Origin of the sequence: Bacillus sp. EU63, from assembly GCF_038592915.1 — a bacterium.
In the GTDB taxonomy this organism is placed as follows: domain Bacteria; phylum Bacillota; class Bacilli; order Bacillales; family Bacillaceae; genus Bacillus; species Bacillus velezensis.
In genome coordinates this window covers 2,997,994-3,011,804 of record NZ_CP151944.1, presented here as the reverse complement: position 1 = coordinate 3,011,804, position 13,811 = coordinate 2,997,994, and the positions used below count along the sequence as shown (strand labels likewise).

20 protein-coding genes are annotated in these 13,811 nt (G+C 47.0%); 12 read left to right on the top strand and 8 right to left on the bottom strand.

What is annotated here, in order from left to right; all coding sequences use genetic code 11:
* The first annotated feature begins 20 nt into the window (after positions 1-20).
* Genes NYE38_RS14980 through NYE38_RS14970 form a run of 3 tightly spaced genes read left to right on the top strand, consistent with a single transcriptional unit; the run spans position 21 to position 2,930 of the window.
* Entirely contained in the window at positions 21-773 is a 753-nt protein-coding gene (locus NYE38_RS14980) for a metal ABC transporter ATP-binding protein (RefSeq protein WP_014418707.1), read from the top strand.
* Positions 773-2,059, top strand: coding sequence for a metal ABC transporter permease (locus NYE38_RS14975; protein WP_063636804.1), 1,287 nt, complete (start codon positions 773-775; stop codon positions 2,057-2,059). The genes NYE38_RS14980 and NYE38_RS14975 overlap by 1 nt, the downstream gene beginning before the upstream one ends.
* Positions 2,049-2,930: a metal ABC transporter permease gene (locus tag NYE38_RS14970; protein WP_061862507.1), complete on the top strand. Its 882-nt coding sequence runs from the start codon at positions 2,049-2,051 to the stop codon at positions 2,928-2,930. Before NYE38_RS14975 ends, NYE38_RS14970 begins: the two co-directional genes overlap by 11 nt.
* A gap of 15 nt (positions 2,931-2,945) precedes the next feature.
* Here NYE38_RS14970 and NYE38_RS14965 read toward each other — a convergent pair whose 3' ends face one another.
* The 3 genes from NYE38_RS14965 to NYE38_RS14955 are packed head-to-tail and all read right to left on the bottom strand — an operon-like array spanning position 2,946 to position 5,556.
* Positions 2,946-3,104: a DUF1540 domain-containing protein gene (locus tag NYE38_RS14965; RefSeq protein WP_007408842.1), complete on the bottom strand. Its 159-nt coding sequence runs from the start codon at positions 3,102-3,104 to the stop codon at positions 2,946-2,948.
* A 57-nt stretch (positions 3,105-3,161) separates the two neighbouring features.
* Complete coding sequence (locus NYE38_RS14960) at positions 3,162-4,202, bottom strand: cytochrome d ubiquinol oxidase subunit II (RefSeq protein ID WP_021494497.1); 1,041 nt, start codon at positions 4,200-4,202, stop codon at positions 3,162-3,164.
* A 22-nt stretch (positions 4,203-4,224) separates the two neighbouring features.
* Positions 4,225-5,556, bottom strand: a complete 1,332-nt coding sequence (locus NYE38_RS14955; RefSeq protein WP_025649757.1) for a cytochrome ubiquinol oxidase subunit I — start codon at positions 5,554-5,556, stop codon at positions 4,225-4,227.
* A gap of 197 nt (positions 5,557-5,753) precedes the next feature.
* Here NYE38_RS14955 and NYE38_RS14950 point away from each other — a divergent pair, with 197 nt between their 5' ends.
* Both NYE38_RS14950 and NYE38_RS14945 read left to right on the top strand, forming a co-directional pair.
* Positions 5,754-6,002 (top strand): type B 50S ribosomal protein L31, encoded by a 249-nt coding sequence (locus NYE38_RS14950; protein ID WP_003152229.1) that lies wholly within the window; start codon positions 5,754-5,756, stop codon positions 6,000-6,002.
* A 118-nt stretch (positions 6,003-6,120) separates the two neighbouring features.
* The gene (locus NYE38_RS14945) at positions 6,121-6,690 is read left to right on the top strand and encodes a carbonic anhydrase (protein ID WP_003152233.1); all 570 of its coding nucleotides are present in this window, start codon (positions 6,121-6,123) and stop codon (positions 6,688-6,690) included.
* On the opposite strand, the gene yidD is transcribed toward NYE38_RS14945, so the two are convergent.
* Positions 6,687-6,914: a membrane protein insertion efficiency factor YidD gene (gene yidD, locus NYE38_RS14940; RefSeq protein WP_007408838.1), complete on the bottom strand. Its 228-nt coding sequence runs from the start codon at positions 6,912-6,914 to the stop codon at positions 6,687-6,689. The genes NYE38_RS14945 and yidD overlap by 4 nt on opposite strands.
* A gap of 124 nt (positions 6,915-7,038) precedes the next feature.
* Between yidD and NYE38_RS14935 the strand changes: the two genes are divergently transcribed.
* Positions 7,039-7,512, top strand: coding sequence for an S-ribosylhomocysteine lyase (locus NYE38_RS14935; protein WP_003152237.1), 474 nt, complete (start codon positions 7,039-7,041; stop codon positions 7,510-7,512).
* A gap of 114 nt (positions 7,513-7,626) precedes the next feature.
* Positions 7,627-8,070 carry a FixH family protein gene (locus NYE38_RS14930; protein WP_014418701.1) on the top strand — a complete coding sequence of 148 codons (444 nt, stop codon included), beginning with the start codon at positions 7,627-7,629 and terminating at the stop codon, positions 8,068-8,070.
* Here the strand turns inward: NYE38_RS14930 and ytzI are convergent.
* Positions 8,067-8,216, bottom strand: a complete 150-nt coding sequence (ytzI, locus tag NYE38_RS14925; RefSeq protein ID WP_014418700.1) for a YtzI protein — start codon at positions 8,214-8,216, stop codon at positions 8,067-8,069. The two genes, NYE38_RS14930 and ytzI, sit on opposite strands and share 4 nt — an antisense overlap.
* Before the next feature lie 124 nt (positions 8,217-8,340).
* On the opposite strand from ytzI, the gene NYE38_RS14920 reads away from it, so the two are divergent.
* From NYE38_RS14920 to ytkD, 3 genes are all read left to right on the top strand, one after another.
* Entirely contained in the window at positions 8,341-8,778 is a 438-nt protein-coding gene (locus tag NYE38_RS14920; RefSeq protein WP_007408835.1) for a Dps family protein, read from the top strand.
* A 152-nt stretch (positions 8,779-8,930) separates the two neighbouring features.
* Positions 8,931-9,335 carry a holin family protein gene (locus NYE38_RS14915; RefSeq protein WP_007408834.1) on the top strand — a complete coding sequence of 135 codons (405 nt, stop codon included), beginning with the start codon at positions 8,931-8,933 and terminating at the stop codon, positions 9,333-9,335.
* Between the two features lie 132 nt (positions 9,336-9,467).
* On the top strand, positions 9,468-9,947 hold the full coding sequence (gene ytkD / locus NYE38_RS14910; RefSeq protein WP_003152244.1) for an RNA deprotection pyrophosphohydrolase: 480 nt from the start codon (positions 9,468-9,470) through the stop codon (positions 9,945-9,947).
* Positions 9,948-9,981: 34 nt separating this feature from the next.
* Here the strand turns inward: ytkD and NYE38_RS14905 are convergent, their stop codons facing one another.
* The 3 genes from NYE38_RS14905 to NYE38_RS14895 are packed head-to-tail and all read right to left on the bottom strand — an operon-like array spanning position 9,982 to position 12,567.
* The gene (locus tag NYE38_RS14905) at positions 9,982-10,794 is read right to left on the bottom strand and encodes an ABC transporter permease (protein ID WP_022553652.1); all 813 of its coding nucleotides are present in this window, start codon (positions 10,792-10,794) and stop codon (positions 9,982-9,984) included.
* A complete protein-coding gene (locus tag NYE38_RS14900; protein WP_003152246.1) occupies positions 10,769-11,551 on the bottom strand; it encodes an ABC transporter ATP-binding protein in 783 nt (260 codons plus the stop codon). Before NYE38_RS14900 ends, NYE38_RS14905 begins: the two co-directional genes overlap by 26 nt.
* Positions 11,552-11,562: 11 nt before the next feature.
* Positions 11,563-12,567: an ABC transporter substrate-binding protein gene (locus tag NYE38_RS14895; RefSeq protein ID WP_025649756.1), complete on the bottom strand. Its 1,005-nt coding sequence runs from the start codon at positions 12,565-12,567 to the stop codon at positions 11,563-11,565.
* 139 nt (positions 12,568-12,706) lie between these two features.
* On the opposite strand from NYE38_RS14895, the gene NYE38_RS14890 reads away from it, so the two are divergent.
* Both NYE38_RS14890 and NYE38_RS14885 read left to right on the top strand, forming a co-directional pair.
* Complete coding sequence (locus NYE38_RS14890) at positions 12,707-13,480, top strand: prolyl oligopeptidase family serine peptidase (RefSeq protein ID WP_025649755.1); 774 nt, start codon at positions 12,707-12,709, stop codon at positions 13,478-13,480.
* A gap of 57 nt (positions 13,481-13,537) precedes the next feature.
* Positions 13,538-13,780 carry a DUF2584 domain-containing protein gene (locus tag NYE38_RS14885; RefSeq protein WP_003152249.1) on the top strand — a complete coding sequence of 81 codons (243 nt, stop codon included), beginning with the start codon at positions 13,538-13,540 and terminating at the stop codon, positions 13,778-13,780.
* Positions 13,781-13,811: the final 31 nt, after the last annotated feature.

Genomic DNA, 13,811 nt, shown 5'->3' with positions numbered 1-13,811 from the left:
ACAGGAAGGGAGAGAATGACGTGTATCCTGTCAGCATTGAAAATGTGACGGTAGCCTATCACAAAAAACCGGTCCTGCAGAACGTCACCATGCAGGTGCCGGAAGGAAAACTGATCGGGATTATCGGGCCGAACGGAGCCGGAAAATCAACGTTGATAAAAGCTGTTTTAGGATTAACGCCAAGCGCCTCCGGAACGGTCTCTATTTATGGGAAATCATCAGAAAAGGAGCGGAAGAGGATCGGCTATGTTCCGCAGCGCGGTTCTGTGGATTGGGATTTTCCGACAAGCGCTCTGGATGTCGTTTTAATGGGAAGATATGGGCATATCGGCTGGTGCAGGCGTCCGAAAAAACGTGATATTGATTTTGCTGAAGCCTGTTTGGATAAGGTCGGTATGCTTGATTATGCCAAAAGGCAGATCAGCCAGCTTTCAGGAGGCCAGCAGCAGCGGGTTTTTCTGGCCCGGGCTTTATGTCAGGATGCGGATATATACTTTATGGATGAACCGTTTGTGGGAGTTGACGCCGCTACGGAGCGGGCGATTATCACGCTGTTGACGGAATTAAAACAAAAAGGAAAAACCGTGCTCGTCGTCCATCATGACCTGCAGACGGCAAAGGAGTATTTCGATTGGATGCTGCTGCTGAACATGAGAAAGATTGCTTTCGGACCGACTGAACACGTGTTTACAATCGAAAATTTACAAAAAACGTACGGAGGAAGGCTTGCATTTTTGAAAGATCACCTCCTGGCCGAAGGGGGAACGGGCTGATGGCGCTGCATCATATATGGCTTCAGCTTCAGGAACCGAATACCCAATGGGTGTTGGCGGGAACTTTGCTTCTCGGCATGGCAAGCGGCGTGCTGGGAAGCTTTGTGCTTCTCAGGAGGCAGAGTCTGATCGGCGACGCCATGGCTCATTCGGCTTTGCCCGGAGTATGTCTTGCGTTTCTCATTGCCGGAGAAAAGACGATGCTGTTCTTCTTGATCGGAGCGGCTGCCGCGGGGCTTGCTGGAACTTGGTGCATCCAGAACATCACGGAGCATTCAAAAACGAAGGAGGATTCTGCGATCGGCATCGTATTGTCCGTGTTTTTCGGGATCGGCATTATTCTTCTGACCTATATTCAAAGACTCGGTTCCGGAAGCCAGAGCGGGCTTGATTCTTTTTTATTCGGTCAGGCGGCGTCACTCGTTAAACAGGACATTGTCATCATCGGAGTCATTTCTGCCGTTCTGCTTTTATTGTGCGCCGTCTTTTTTAAGGAATTCAAATTGATCACATTTGATATGGCATTTGCGAAAGGGGCGGGACTGCCTGTCAGGTTTCTGAACGGACTGCTGGTTTTTTTAATTGTTTGTGCGGTTGTGATCGGGCTGCAGACGGTCGGTGTCATCTTAATGGCGGCCATGCTTATTACGCCGGCGATCGCCGCAAGGTATTGGACGGAGCGTTTAACGGTCATGATCGTGCTGTCCGGATTAATCGGCGGGTTATCCGGTGTGGCGGGAACGCTTTTAAGTACGACGACGGACGGTATGGCGACCGGGCCGTTAATTATTTTAAGCGCGTCTTCCGTTTTTCTGTTTTCTCTATTATTCGCTCCGGATCGCGGACTGGTGTCAAAGACGGTTAAACTTTTCCGGCTGAGAAAAAAGACCGCTTTTGAACAAACGCTCTCAGCTATTTACGAGATGAGTGAACAAACGAATGAAACCTCAGTCACCGGGCAGATGTTGAAAAAAGAATGGGAGCGCCCTATCAGGAAACTGGAGAAAAAGGGATACCTCAAGCGCAGCGGAGCCGAACAATGGCGGATGACGGAGGCAGGGCTGACGAAGGGATACGAAATTGTCTTATCACAGCGCATGTATGAAGTTTACCTCATGCATGAAACGGAACTGGCCGGTATAGAAACGGCCGCCAGGGACGAATTTCATCCGGATCTTCTGCCGAAAGAACTGAAAGAAAAGCTTTTGCAGCTTTTACGATTGCACGGGCGAATGCCGAATGAATCACTTCAAAAGGAGAAAGGAGGCGCTTACAATGAGTTATGAAGCGTGGATTATCGCAACGGGAATCTTAGTCGGCGTGAGCTGCGCGTTAATCGGCACTTTTCTTGTGCTGAGAAACATGGCGATGCTTGCTGACGCGATCAGCCACACGGTGCTGCTCGGAATTGTCGGCGCTTTCCTTGTGACGGGAGCCCTTAACGGAATTCCGATGTTTATCGGGGCTGCGGCATCCGGGCTGCTGACGGCTTTTTTCGTACAGTTTCTGCACAGTAAAGGCGTGCAGTCTGACGCGGCTATCGGTGTCGTTTTTACGTCCTTGTTTGCGGTCGGCGTCATTCTGCTGTCTGTATACGGCAAGCATGTACATCTTGATATAGAACATTCGCTTATGGGAGAAATTGCTTTCGTTCCGTGGAATACAGCTCAGCTGTTCGGCGCTGATATCGGCCCTAAAGCGTTTTGGATGATTTTATCTGTGCTTATCATCAATGTGCTGCTGATTGTCTGCTGCTATAAAGAATTTAAAATCGCCGCCTTTGACCCGGAAATGGCGATAGCCATCGGCATTCCTGTCCTGGTCATTCATTATGTGCAGATGGGTATGCTGTCGCTTACGACGGTTGCTTCTTTTGATTCAGTGGGAGCGGTTTTAGTCGTTGCGATGCTGATTGTACCGCCTGCAGCCGCCTATTTACTGACAAACCGCCTTTCTTCCATGCTTTTCATCAGTGCGGGTATCGGCGGGCTGTCAGCCGTATTGGGATATGGCGCCGCCACATGGCTCAACGTGTCAATTTCAGGTGCGATGGCTGCGATGACCGGCGTGTTTTTTCTGCTGGCCTTTCTGTTTTCTCCGGCTCAAGGGCTGATTTCAAAAAGGCTTGCGGCGCGGAAATTAAAAAGAGCTGTATAAAACAGCTCTTTTCTTTTATAAATCATGCGGTTTAAAGGTTTTGCAATCCGTTTCTTCACTTTTTTCAGCGGTTTCGCCTGTATGGCTGACCACATAAATAGCGTCGGCCGTGCATTTGTTTCCTCTGCCCCAATATGAACAGTTATTGACTTCACACAGAATTTTTTGGTCCATGCTGGCTCCCCTCCAAGATAAAAGGTACGCCATTAGTATGAGCCGCCCTGATTTCTGTTATTCCTCCTGGCGGATATAACGTCTGTCTTTCATAAAGAGCTTCCAGAAGAAATAAAACCCGGGAAACAAAATGATGAAAGCGACGATATACGTCATAAACAGCGCCCTGAAGGTTGCCGGCTCCGTAAATCCTGACATGACCGTAATATCCGGATAAATCATATAAGGAAGATGCGCCCGTCCGTATGCATAGCTTGCCAGAAAGTATTGAAGCGCAATGGCGATCATGGCGATTCTCGGTTTGCCGAGGTTGCGGCCGAAGCGCTTATTCGGCAAAAACAGAGCCACGCCGGCAATGATAAATGTAATGACAGACAGAATGAGCCATGTCTTGTCTTTCATCATCCCCGTATACAGCCAGCCGGCTTCAGAGCGTAATGTCAGCATAATGAAGAAGGCAAACAGAAGCGACAGCGGCCCTGTTAGTAAAGAGCTCCGTCTGTAGATGCGGTACGCATGCTCCTCTTCCGCAACATTTGAAAAATCGGCCAGAAGCAGTGAGGATAAAAATAAAGTGCTTAAAATGGCAAAGCCGATAAACGCATACGCATTAAGGCTTGTAAAGACATTTTCCAAATTCAGGTGATACACGCCGCCCGTCTTCTCAATAAATCCTCCGTGTGTGACCGGAAGGACCAAAATCAGAACAGCGGGAATAATGAAGCCCGAAATTCCGGAGATATATCTCATGATTTTTCTTTCCTTCGCAGTATTGGAGAAGACGAGAAAGCCGCTGCGGATGGCCAAAAGCAGCAAAATAATACTCCCCGGGATCAATAAAACGGTTCCCAGCACGAAGGTTGCCCCTGGAAAGAAGCTGAATAGGGCGACAACGATCGCGACGATAAAGACGTTGGTCACTTCCCATGTCGGGGACAAATAACGGTTGGCGATGTTTGTCGCCTTTGTTTGTTCTCTATTTAAATAAATCATCGACCAAAAGCCTGCTCCGAAGTCCATCGTTGCCATGACCGCGTAGATAAACACGAAGCCCCATACGATTGATATCGCAATGAGAGCATCCATGGTAATGTCCATTTCAATTCAGCCCTTTCTATTGTTAGGATTCCGCCGCTTTTACATCCTCTTCAACAGGATGTTTGCGGAAATAATAAAGCAGCACATAAATGACTGCGGCTGCCAAAATGGCGTAAACGACCGTAAACAGGATGAACAGCAAACCGATTGAACCGGTTGTCGTGACGACATCAGACGTTTTCAAGAGATGGTAAATCACCCATGGCTGCCGCCCCGTACAAGCGAATATCCACCCGAATTCAATTCCGATCAGACTAAGCGGTCCTGCGGTTAAAAATAAAATCAAAAGCCAAGTCGGAAAGCTGTCTTTCTTTAAAATTTTTCTCCAGACGATGCCGACGATTGAGTACAAAATGAGCAGCATCCCGATGCCGACCATTCCGTTAAAAAGTGTATGGATGAATAAAGGCGGCCACTCGTCTTTCGGAAACGCGTTCAATCCTTTGACGACGGTATCAAAGCTGTTTGCAGCCAAAAAGCTTAAAGCCCAGGGTACTTCTATCGCCCATTTTACTTTTTCTTCTTTTGCGTCAGTAAAACCCCCGATCGCAAGCGGAGCGTGTGATCTAGTTTCAAACAGCCCTTCTGCGCCCGCAAGCTTCTCAGGCTGGTATTCGTAAAGAAGCTGGGCTGACTCGTGACCGTTTAAAGAGGCAAGAATGGAGAATATCCCGCCGATCGTTAAGGCGAGCAGCAGCGCTTTTCGGTGAAAGCGGTATACCTGCTCCTGTTTTCTCGTTCTCAGCATTTTATAAGCCGCAACTGACGCAACGATAAATGCACCGGTCATGAAAGCCGTCAGTACGACATGGCCCGCGGTGGTGAAAAAGCTTGGATTAAAAAACGCTGCCCACGGTTCGACGTCAGTGATTTTGCCGTTTAAAATTTTAAAGCCGGCCGGCGTTCCTTCAAATGCGTGAACATTTGTGATTAAGACGGCGGATGCCGCGGCGCCGATCAAAACGAAAATAACGGCAATGATGCGCATCGCCGGAGTCAGCCGGTCAGCGGCGTAGACATAAATGGACATAAACAGCGCTTCGATAAAGAAAGCATAAATTTCAATCTGAAACGGGAGTGACATCACCCTGCCGATGACTTCCATGAATCCGGGCCACAAAAGGGCAAGCTGTGTACCCGCGATCGTTCCGGTCGGTATCGCCACGCCGAGCAGAACAGCCTGCGCCTTCGTCCACCTTTTCGCCATAATGGCATAATGCGGATCTTTTGTTTTCTGATAAATCAATTCAGCCATTAAAATCATCAGAGGCAAGCCGACACCAAGCGTCGCAAAAATAATATGAAAGCCCATGGTTGTCCCGAACAGGCTTCTGGCTAACACTAAATCATCCACGATCATAAACCGCCTTTCTAAATTACCGTATTATGTAATGTGGTTATATTATTTGCTGAAGCGATTAGATTATTCTTCTGATTCCATATATGTGCAGGGTTTAGAAACCAAGGGATCAGGGCATATATGATTGACAAGCGGTTATTTAAGGTTTAAAATAAAACGTAATCATTACGATTTGAGAAAGGGAGATCAGCATGAAAAAAGATATTCATCCGGATAACCATCAGGTGATTTTTCAAGATGTGAACAGCGGCTACCGCTTTTTAAGCCATTCTACGAAAACGTCAGAGGAAACGGCAGAGTGGGAAGACGGAAAAACATACCCGCTGATTAAAGTAGAAGTCAGCTCAGATACGCATCCGTTTTATACAGGCCGCCAAAAATTCAACGAAAAAGGCGGGAGAGTCGAACAGTTCAACAAAAAATACAATATGGGGAAATAAGACAAGCCCAATGGGGTTTGTCTTATTTATTGAGCACTTTGTCATCTCGTGCGGGGAGTGACGAATTGACCCGTCTTATGTTATATTGTGAATAAAAAAGAAGAAAGGAAACACCAAGATGAGTCTTCTAAACGATATCATGCAATTTAATGAGCAGTTCACTAAAAACAAAGATTATGAAAAATACCAAACATCTAAATTCCCGGATAAAAAGATGGCGATTTTGTCTTGTATGGACACGCGTCTTGTAGAATTGCTTCCGCATGCGATGAACATGCGAAACGGCGATGTGAAAATTATTAAAAGTGCCGGCGCGCTTGTCGCCCACCCGTTCGGAAGTATCATGCGCAGCCTTTTAGTGGCCGTATACGAATTAAACGCCGATGAAGTCTGCGTTATCGGCCACCATGATTGCGGCATGAGCAAAATCAACAGCGAGGATATGCTTGATAAAATTATCGACCGCGGTATTCCGAAAGAGCGGATTGACATGCTGAAGCACTCAGGAGTTGATCTTGATCAATGGCTGAAAAGCTTTGATTCAGTAGAAGCGAGTGTTACAGACAGCGTAAACGTCATTAAACACCATCCGCTATTCCCTGACAATGTGCCGGTGCACGGTCTGGTGATTGATCCTGAAACCGGTAAACTTGATCTGGTGATCGACGGCTACCAGCATATGGACTAATGTTTTTGTTTTTTGTCCGGTACGGGATCAACACCGCCCGGATGAAAAGGGTGGCACTTTAAAATCCGCTTCAGTGTCAGCCATCCGCCTTTTAATGCGCCGTGAGTCTTGACGGCTTCGATTCCGTACTGTGAACACGTCGGATAAAAGCGGCATGACGGCGGTGTCAGCGGAGAGATGAACTTCTGGTATCCGCGGATGAACGCAATCATTATGGTTTTCATCAAAAAACCACCTTTCTGATGCTAGTATAGAAAAAAAATTTCAGATTGAAAAGCTTCCGCCACAATTCTTATCGGAAAACTGTGTTATAATGGATGCATATTCTGAAAAAAAGGGAGTGCCATTATGCCTTCAGTAGAAAGTTTTGAGCTTGACCATAATGCGGTTGTGGCTCCGTATGTAAGACATTGCGGAGTGCATAAAGTCGGAACAGACGGCGTCGTGAATAAGTTTGACATTCGCTTCTGCCAGCCGAACAAACAGGCGATGAAGCCGGATACGATTCATACGCTTGAGCACTTGCTTGCGTTTACGATTCGCACACATTCTGAGAAATACGATCACTTCGACATCATAGATATCTCACCGATGGGCTGCCAGACAGGCTATTATCTTGTTGTCAGCGGCGAGCCGACAGCGGAAGAAATTGTGGACCTGCTTGACGCTACGCTGAAAGAAGCCATCGATATTACGGAGATTCCGGCGGCCAACGAAAAACAGTGCGGCCAGGCGAAACTTCATGATTTAGAAGGCGCGAAACGCCTGATGCGTTTCTGGCTGTCACAGGATAAAGAAGATTTGCTGAAAGTGTTCGGATAAAAAACAGGCCTTTTTGCTGACATGCAAAAAGGCTTTTTTACATATTTCTAAAAAATGTCACACCTTGTGTGTAAGCGTTTGCTAAAATAGAAGCAAACATAAAGGAGTGATGGGATGAAACGGGCTGTATTGGCAGGTATGTGCGGTATGGTATTTTTATTATCTTCCTGCGGGGGCAATTCGGACAAAACCTCCGCGGATGAGGAGCCTAAAGCGCTTGAGGTCAAGCTTACAGGACCGGAAACGGCAGCACCGCATGAAAAAGCGGAATACAAGGCGGAGGTTTTTTACGGCGGCAAGCGTGTCACGGATGCGGATGAAGTCATGTTTGAAGTATGGAAAGAAGGAAAAAAAGGCAGCAGCAAAACAAGCAAGGCCAAGGAGGAAAAAGGGGCGTATCACCTGCGGACTGAATTTGATGAAGAGGGTGTCTATACCGTTCAATCCCACGTAACGGCAAAACAGCAGCATAATATGCCGACTGTAAAAGTGCGTGTCGGGGATGCTGAAGCTGCCGATGATTCCTCCGGCCATGAGGAACAGACGCATCATCATTAAGGATCTTTTTTATCCGTTAAGCCTTTTGATGCGTCCTCCGGCGGGTCAATCGTATGTTTTACATTATAAGCTCTTACAGTCGACCAGATGGATAAAAGCAGCACGGCGAGCACGATAAGAAAGCCGAAGCTCAGAAGAAGCAGCATGAAATCCCTCCTTTTTAACAAATCATAACATATTTTCCATCCGTAAAATCAAGGGCTAAAAATTTATGTTTTAACACACGATATATAGGGTATATCAATAGTAAACCAAAGGAGGAAGATAGGCATGTCAGAAAAACTATTGGATGCAGTCAATAAGCAAGTTGCAAACTGGACGGTCATGTATGTGAAATTACATAACTATCATTGGTACGTCAAAGGGAAGGACTTTTTCACATTGCATGAAAAGTTCGAGGAGCTGTATAACGAAACGGCTACATATATTGATGATCTGGCAGAACGTCTGCTGGCATTAAACGGCAAGCCGATCGGCACAATGACGGAATCATTGAAGACAGCGTCTGTAAAAGAAGCGGAAGGCAATGAGAGCGCAGAACAAATGGTACAGAACATTTATGATGATTTCACTGTCATTGCGGAAGAGCTGAAAAGCGGCATGGACCTCGCAGATGAGGTAGGAGACGAAACGACCGGTGATATGCTGCTTGCCATTCACCAGAATATCGAGAAACATAACTGGATGCTGAAAGCGTATTTAGGATAAATCAACAAGGGAAGACCGGGGCTATAAAGCACTCGGTCTTTTATTTGGCTGCCGAAGAGAGGTGTTGTCCATTTTTCTGAAAAATCCAGTCCGTTCCATTCACTTTTCATAGAATAATGTAAGGCCGTTTCTGTGAAAGGATGTTGGATCAAGTGGGCAAAGACTTTGGCATCTTTTCGTTTTTTGCAGTGATCGTGTCGGCAGCGGGGTTTTTCTTCGGAGGTTTTCAGTATTCGTTTCTGATTTTGCTATCGGTCATGGCGATTGAGTTTATCAGTACAAGCTTAAAAGAATCTCTTTTGCAGCAGCTGAGCGCAAGAAAGCTTTTTGCGCGGCTGGTCAAAAAAATCGTGACCCTGGCATTAGTCTCAGTTTGCCATTTTTTTGACCAGCTGCTTCATACCGAAGGCGCCATCCGTAATTTGGCTATCATGTTTTATATCTTATACGAATCGGTTCAGATCGTGATTACGGCAAGCTCGCTGGGCATACCGGTTCCGCAGGTGCTCGTCGACCTATTGGATACCCTGAAAAATAAATTCAAGCGCAAACCGTAACATTTGCTTCAAAGGAGGCTATACTAGCGGGTATGATGGTTTTCCTCTGAATTTTTGATAAAGGGCTTCCGAACAAACGCAACTGTGGTATGATGTATGGAAGATATGAAGGAACGGATTAGAGGGATAAACATGTACGAGTTTAAAGACTATTATCAGAACACTGTTCAGCTCTCCTTTGAACACCAGCCTTTTTCAGACAGCCCGAAGCACGTATGGGTCATATGCCGATATGGAGATAAGTGGCTTTTGACCGAGCATGAAGACCGGGGGTTTGAATTTCCGGGCGGAAAAGTGGAGCCGATGGAATGTGCGGAGGAAGCGGCCCTGCGCGAGGTGAAAGAAGAAACCGGTGCCGCGGTAAGACATCTGAAGTACGTCGGACAGTATAAAGTTCTCGGCAGGGAAAAGGTAATCGTGAAGAATATTTATTTTGCCGATATTGAAAAGCTTGAAAAACAGGCTGACTATTTTGAAACAAAGGGGCCGGTGCTGTTCAGCGAACTGCCGGAGAATCTCCCCCGAAATAAAAAATTCAGTTTCATTATGAAAGATTCGGTGCTTCCGATCAGTCTGAAAAAGCTGAAAGAGGACGGCGTATTTCAATCATAAAAACGAAGACCCGGCGCTTACGCACGGGTCTTTTTTATATTTTTCCTTTCGTCCATTTTCTTTCTAACAGTTCGACTCCCTGATACATCAATGTTGCAAAAATCGCGATGATCAGAAGGCTTAAGAACACAAGAGTGAAATTGAAGACCTGGAATCCGTAAATGATCATGTAGCCCAGACCTTTTTCGGAAACGAGAAACTCGCCGACGATGACACCGACCCAGGATAAACCGACGTTCACTTTAAGCGCGGAAATAATCGCGGGGGCGCACGCCGGCAGAATGACTTCTTTAAACATGATGCTTTTTTTCGCTCCGAAAGTTTTCATCACCTTAATATAGTTTTCATCCACTTCCTGAAAAGCCGTAAAGACGACGATTGTCGTGATAATGACACTGATGACTGCTCCCATGGCGACAATGCTTGTGAAATTCGGTCCGAGTGCCACGATGAGAATCGGTCCGAGTGCGACCTTCGGCATCGCGTTTAAAATGACGAGGTACGGGTCTAAAACCCGGGCGAGCCTGTTTGACCACCATAACAGAGCGGCGAGGCATGTGCCGAGGAGCGTGCCGAGCAAAAAGCCGAGAACGGTTTCGCCTAAGGTAACGCCGATGTGCGCCGCAAGGGATCCGTCCGCAATCTTTTCAACTAAAAGCCTGCAAACGGCGGAGGGTGAGCTGAAGATTAACGGATCGATCCAGCCCGCCCTGCTCGATATTTCCCAGCCGGCAAAAAATACGATGAAAATGGCGGCCTGATACGCACGGATCCGGAACTTTTCTTTTTGGTGTCTTTTCTTAAACTGCTGATGAAGCTGTTCAATCGTGCCGCTGCTGTTTTTCAAGGGAATTCAGCTCCTTCCATATGGTTTGAAACAGCGGCTGAAAGGCCGGATCCTGACGCGCGTCAAACGGATCTAAAGCCGCGAGCTCCTTAGGCACGGTGAATATTTGGTGGATGGTGCCCGGCTGATTCGAAAATAAATAGATCGTATCGCTCATGGCGATGGCTTCACCGATATCGTGGGTGACGAGCACGGCGGTTTTTTGAAAATCCTTTAATGTTCTGAAGACAAGGTTTTCTAAAGAAAGCTTCGTTTGAAAGTCCAGCGCGGAAAACGGTTCATCAAGGAGCAGCAGGCCCGGGTCCGGCGCAAGAGTTCTGGCAAGTGCCGCCCGCTGCCGCATCCCGCCTGAGAGCTCTTTCGGGTATTTCTTTTCAACGCCGATTAATCCGAGCTTAGGCAGAAGGCTGAGAACTTCAGCTCTTTTTTCTTCTGTTAATGTTTTTGAAATGTGTAAACCGAGCAGCACGTTTTCCTCAATTGATTTCCAAGGAAATAAATAATCCTGTTGAAGCATATAACCGATTTGGTGTTCTTTATGGTTCGGCACGCTTCCTTCAATCAGCACCCGGCCTTGCGCAGGGGTGATAAGGCCGGCCAGAATGGACAGGAGTGTTGTTTTTCCGCATCCGCTCGGCCCGAGAAAGGAGATGAAATCCCCTTTTTCAATCTGAAAATGTATATCTTTCACGGCGGTTGTCTTTTCTTTCAGCGAGAAATAAGTATGTGTTACATGATCCACATGTAAAAAAGACATTCATGTTCCTCCTATTGTTCTGAGGTGACTTTTTTGGCGATTTTTGTGTTGACGAGTTTGCTGTACGGAATGTGTTTCGGGAGCTCTCCGGCTTCATCCATAATAGATTGAAGCTGTTCCCATTCATCCTTTTGCAGAACTGGGTCTGCAGAGAATGACTTTTGTTTTTTATAGCGCTCTATTGATGTTTCGATAATGGCCGGATCAGTATCGGCAAATTCCTTCTGAATCGTTTTTGCGATGTCTTTGGCCGGATGGCTTTCCACCCATTGCTGGGCGCGATAGATGGCGCGGGTGAATTTTTCCGCCGTCTTTTCATTGCTTTTCAAATAACTTTCTTTTGCCATAAAGGTTGTGTATGGCACTTGGCCGGAAGCTTCTCCGAAGGATGCGACGATATGGCCGATGCCTTCTTTTTCAAATTGGGATGCCGTCGGTTCAAACAGCTGCACATAATCACCCGTTCCGGATGCGAATGCGTTGGAAATATTGGCGAAATCAATGTTTTGAACGAGGTTAATGTCTTTTTTCGGTTCTATGTGATTCTTTTTCAGGGCGTACTCACCGGCCATTTGGGGCATGCCGCCTTTTCGCTGGCCGAGAAATGTTTTTCCTTTTAAATCGCTCCATTTGAATGATTTCTCATCCTTCCGTGACACGAGAAATGTGCCGTCCGTCTGTGTCAGCTGCGCGAAGTTGATGACCGGATCTTTTGCTCCCTGCGCCTCCACGTAAATGGATGTTTCAGAACCGACCAGCGCGATGTCAGACCCGTTTGACAAAAGCGATGTCATCGTTTTGTCTCCGCCCCATGTTGTTTGAAGTGACACTTGGAGCCCTTCTTTTTTAAAGAAACCTTTTGCTTCAGCGACATACAGAGGCGTATAGAAGATGGAGTGTGTGACTTCCGCCACCTTTACCTTCGTCAGACTTTCTTCCTGTCTGCAGGCCGGAAGAATGAGCAGGAAAAAGGCGCATATGACAAAAACGCAGCCCGTTTTGAGCCATTTGTTCACGGTGTAACCTCCTTGTTTTAAGCGTTAAAATAACCTTTTCTGCTTTACATATCGTATGATGGGTATAAAAAATGTGTGAGTGCCCATATTCACGTTGGGAAAGAATAAAAAAACTGATGATATAAGGAGGCTCATTGTTTTGCTGGTAGAAAAGAAAAGGTTCCCGTCTCCGAGTCCGCATGTCCGCCTCTTTGAGGTATGCTATGAGTCAGAAGGGCTGAAGGTAAAGGGGCTCCTTGCCGAGCCTGCGGCGCCGGGCACATATGACGGTTTTTTATATTTGCGCGGCGGCATAAAAAATGTCGGCATGGTACGCCCCGGAAGAATCGTTCAATTCGCTTCCCAAGGCTTTGTCGTGTTTGCGCCTTATTACAGAGGCAACCAGGGCGGCGAGGGAAATGAAGATTTTGCGGGAGAGGACAGAGAGGACGCGTTTTCCGCTTTTCGCCTGCTTCGGGAGCATCCGAACGTCAGGGAAGGGCGGGTGCATATTTTCGGTTTTTCCCGGGGCGGAATCATGGGGCTTTTGACCGCGATTGAAATGGGGCATCAAGCGGCTTCGCTCGTATCATGGGGCGGTGTGAGCGATATGGTGCTTACTTATGAAGAGCGGAAGGATATGCGGCGGATGATGAAGCGGGTGATCGGCGGCACGCCGAAAAAGGTGCCGGATGAATACAGATGGCGTTCGCCGTTTGAAAACGCAGACCGCATTCAGGCCCCTGTACTTCTCATCCATGGAGAGAATGATAAGAATGTTTCGATCGAACACGCCCGGATGATCGAGGACAAGCTGAAAGAGGCGGGGAAACCGGTGGAAACCTGGTATTACAGCGGTTTTACGCATTATTTTCCGCCGCAGGAAAACAGACGCATTGTCCGGCGGCTGGCGGAATGGATGAAGACACGGTAAGATGCCTGATTTATGATATGATAATAAAGAATAAGAGAATGAAAGGGGATTTTCATTTTGGGAATGCCTGTTGAATTTAATACCATGATTGTGACAAAAGGCAATGAAAAACGGATAGAGGAAAATATCTTTTTATTGGAGAAAGAGGGCTATCGCGTCTATCCTCTTGATATTCCGATGGACGTGCGCAAAACGAAAACCGGCGAGAAATCCGGCACCGGCGAGGTCCAAAAGCTCGAATGGGCGAACGGCCGGACAAGCATTACATACAGACTCACGTCGCTTCATTCGACAAACTGAAAAAACAAAAGCCGAGGGCATAAACGCCCTT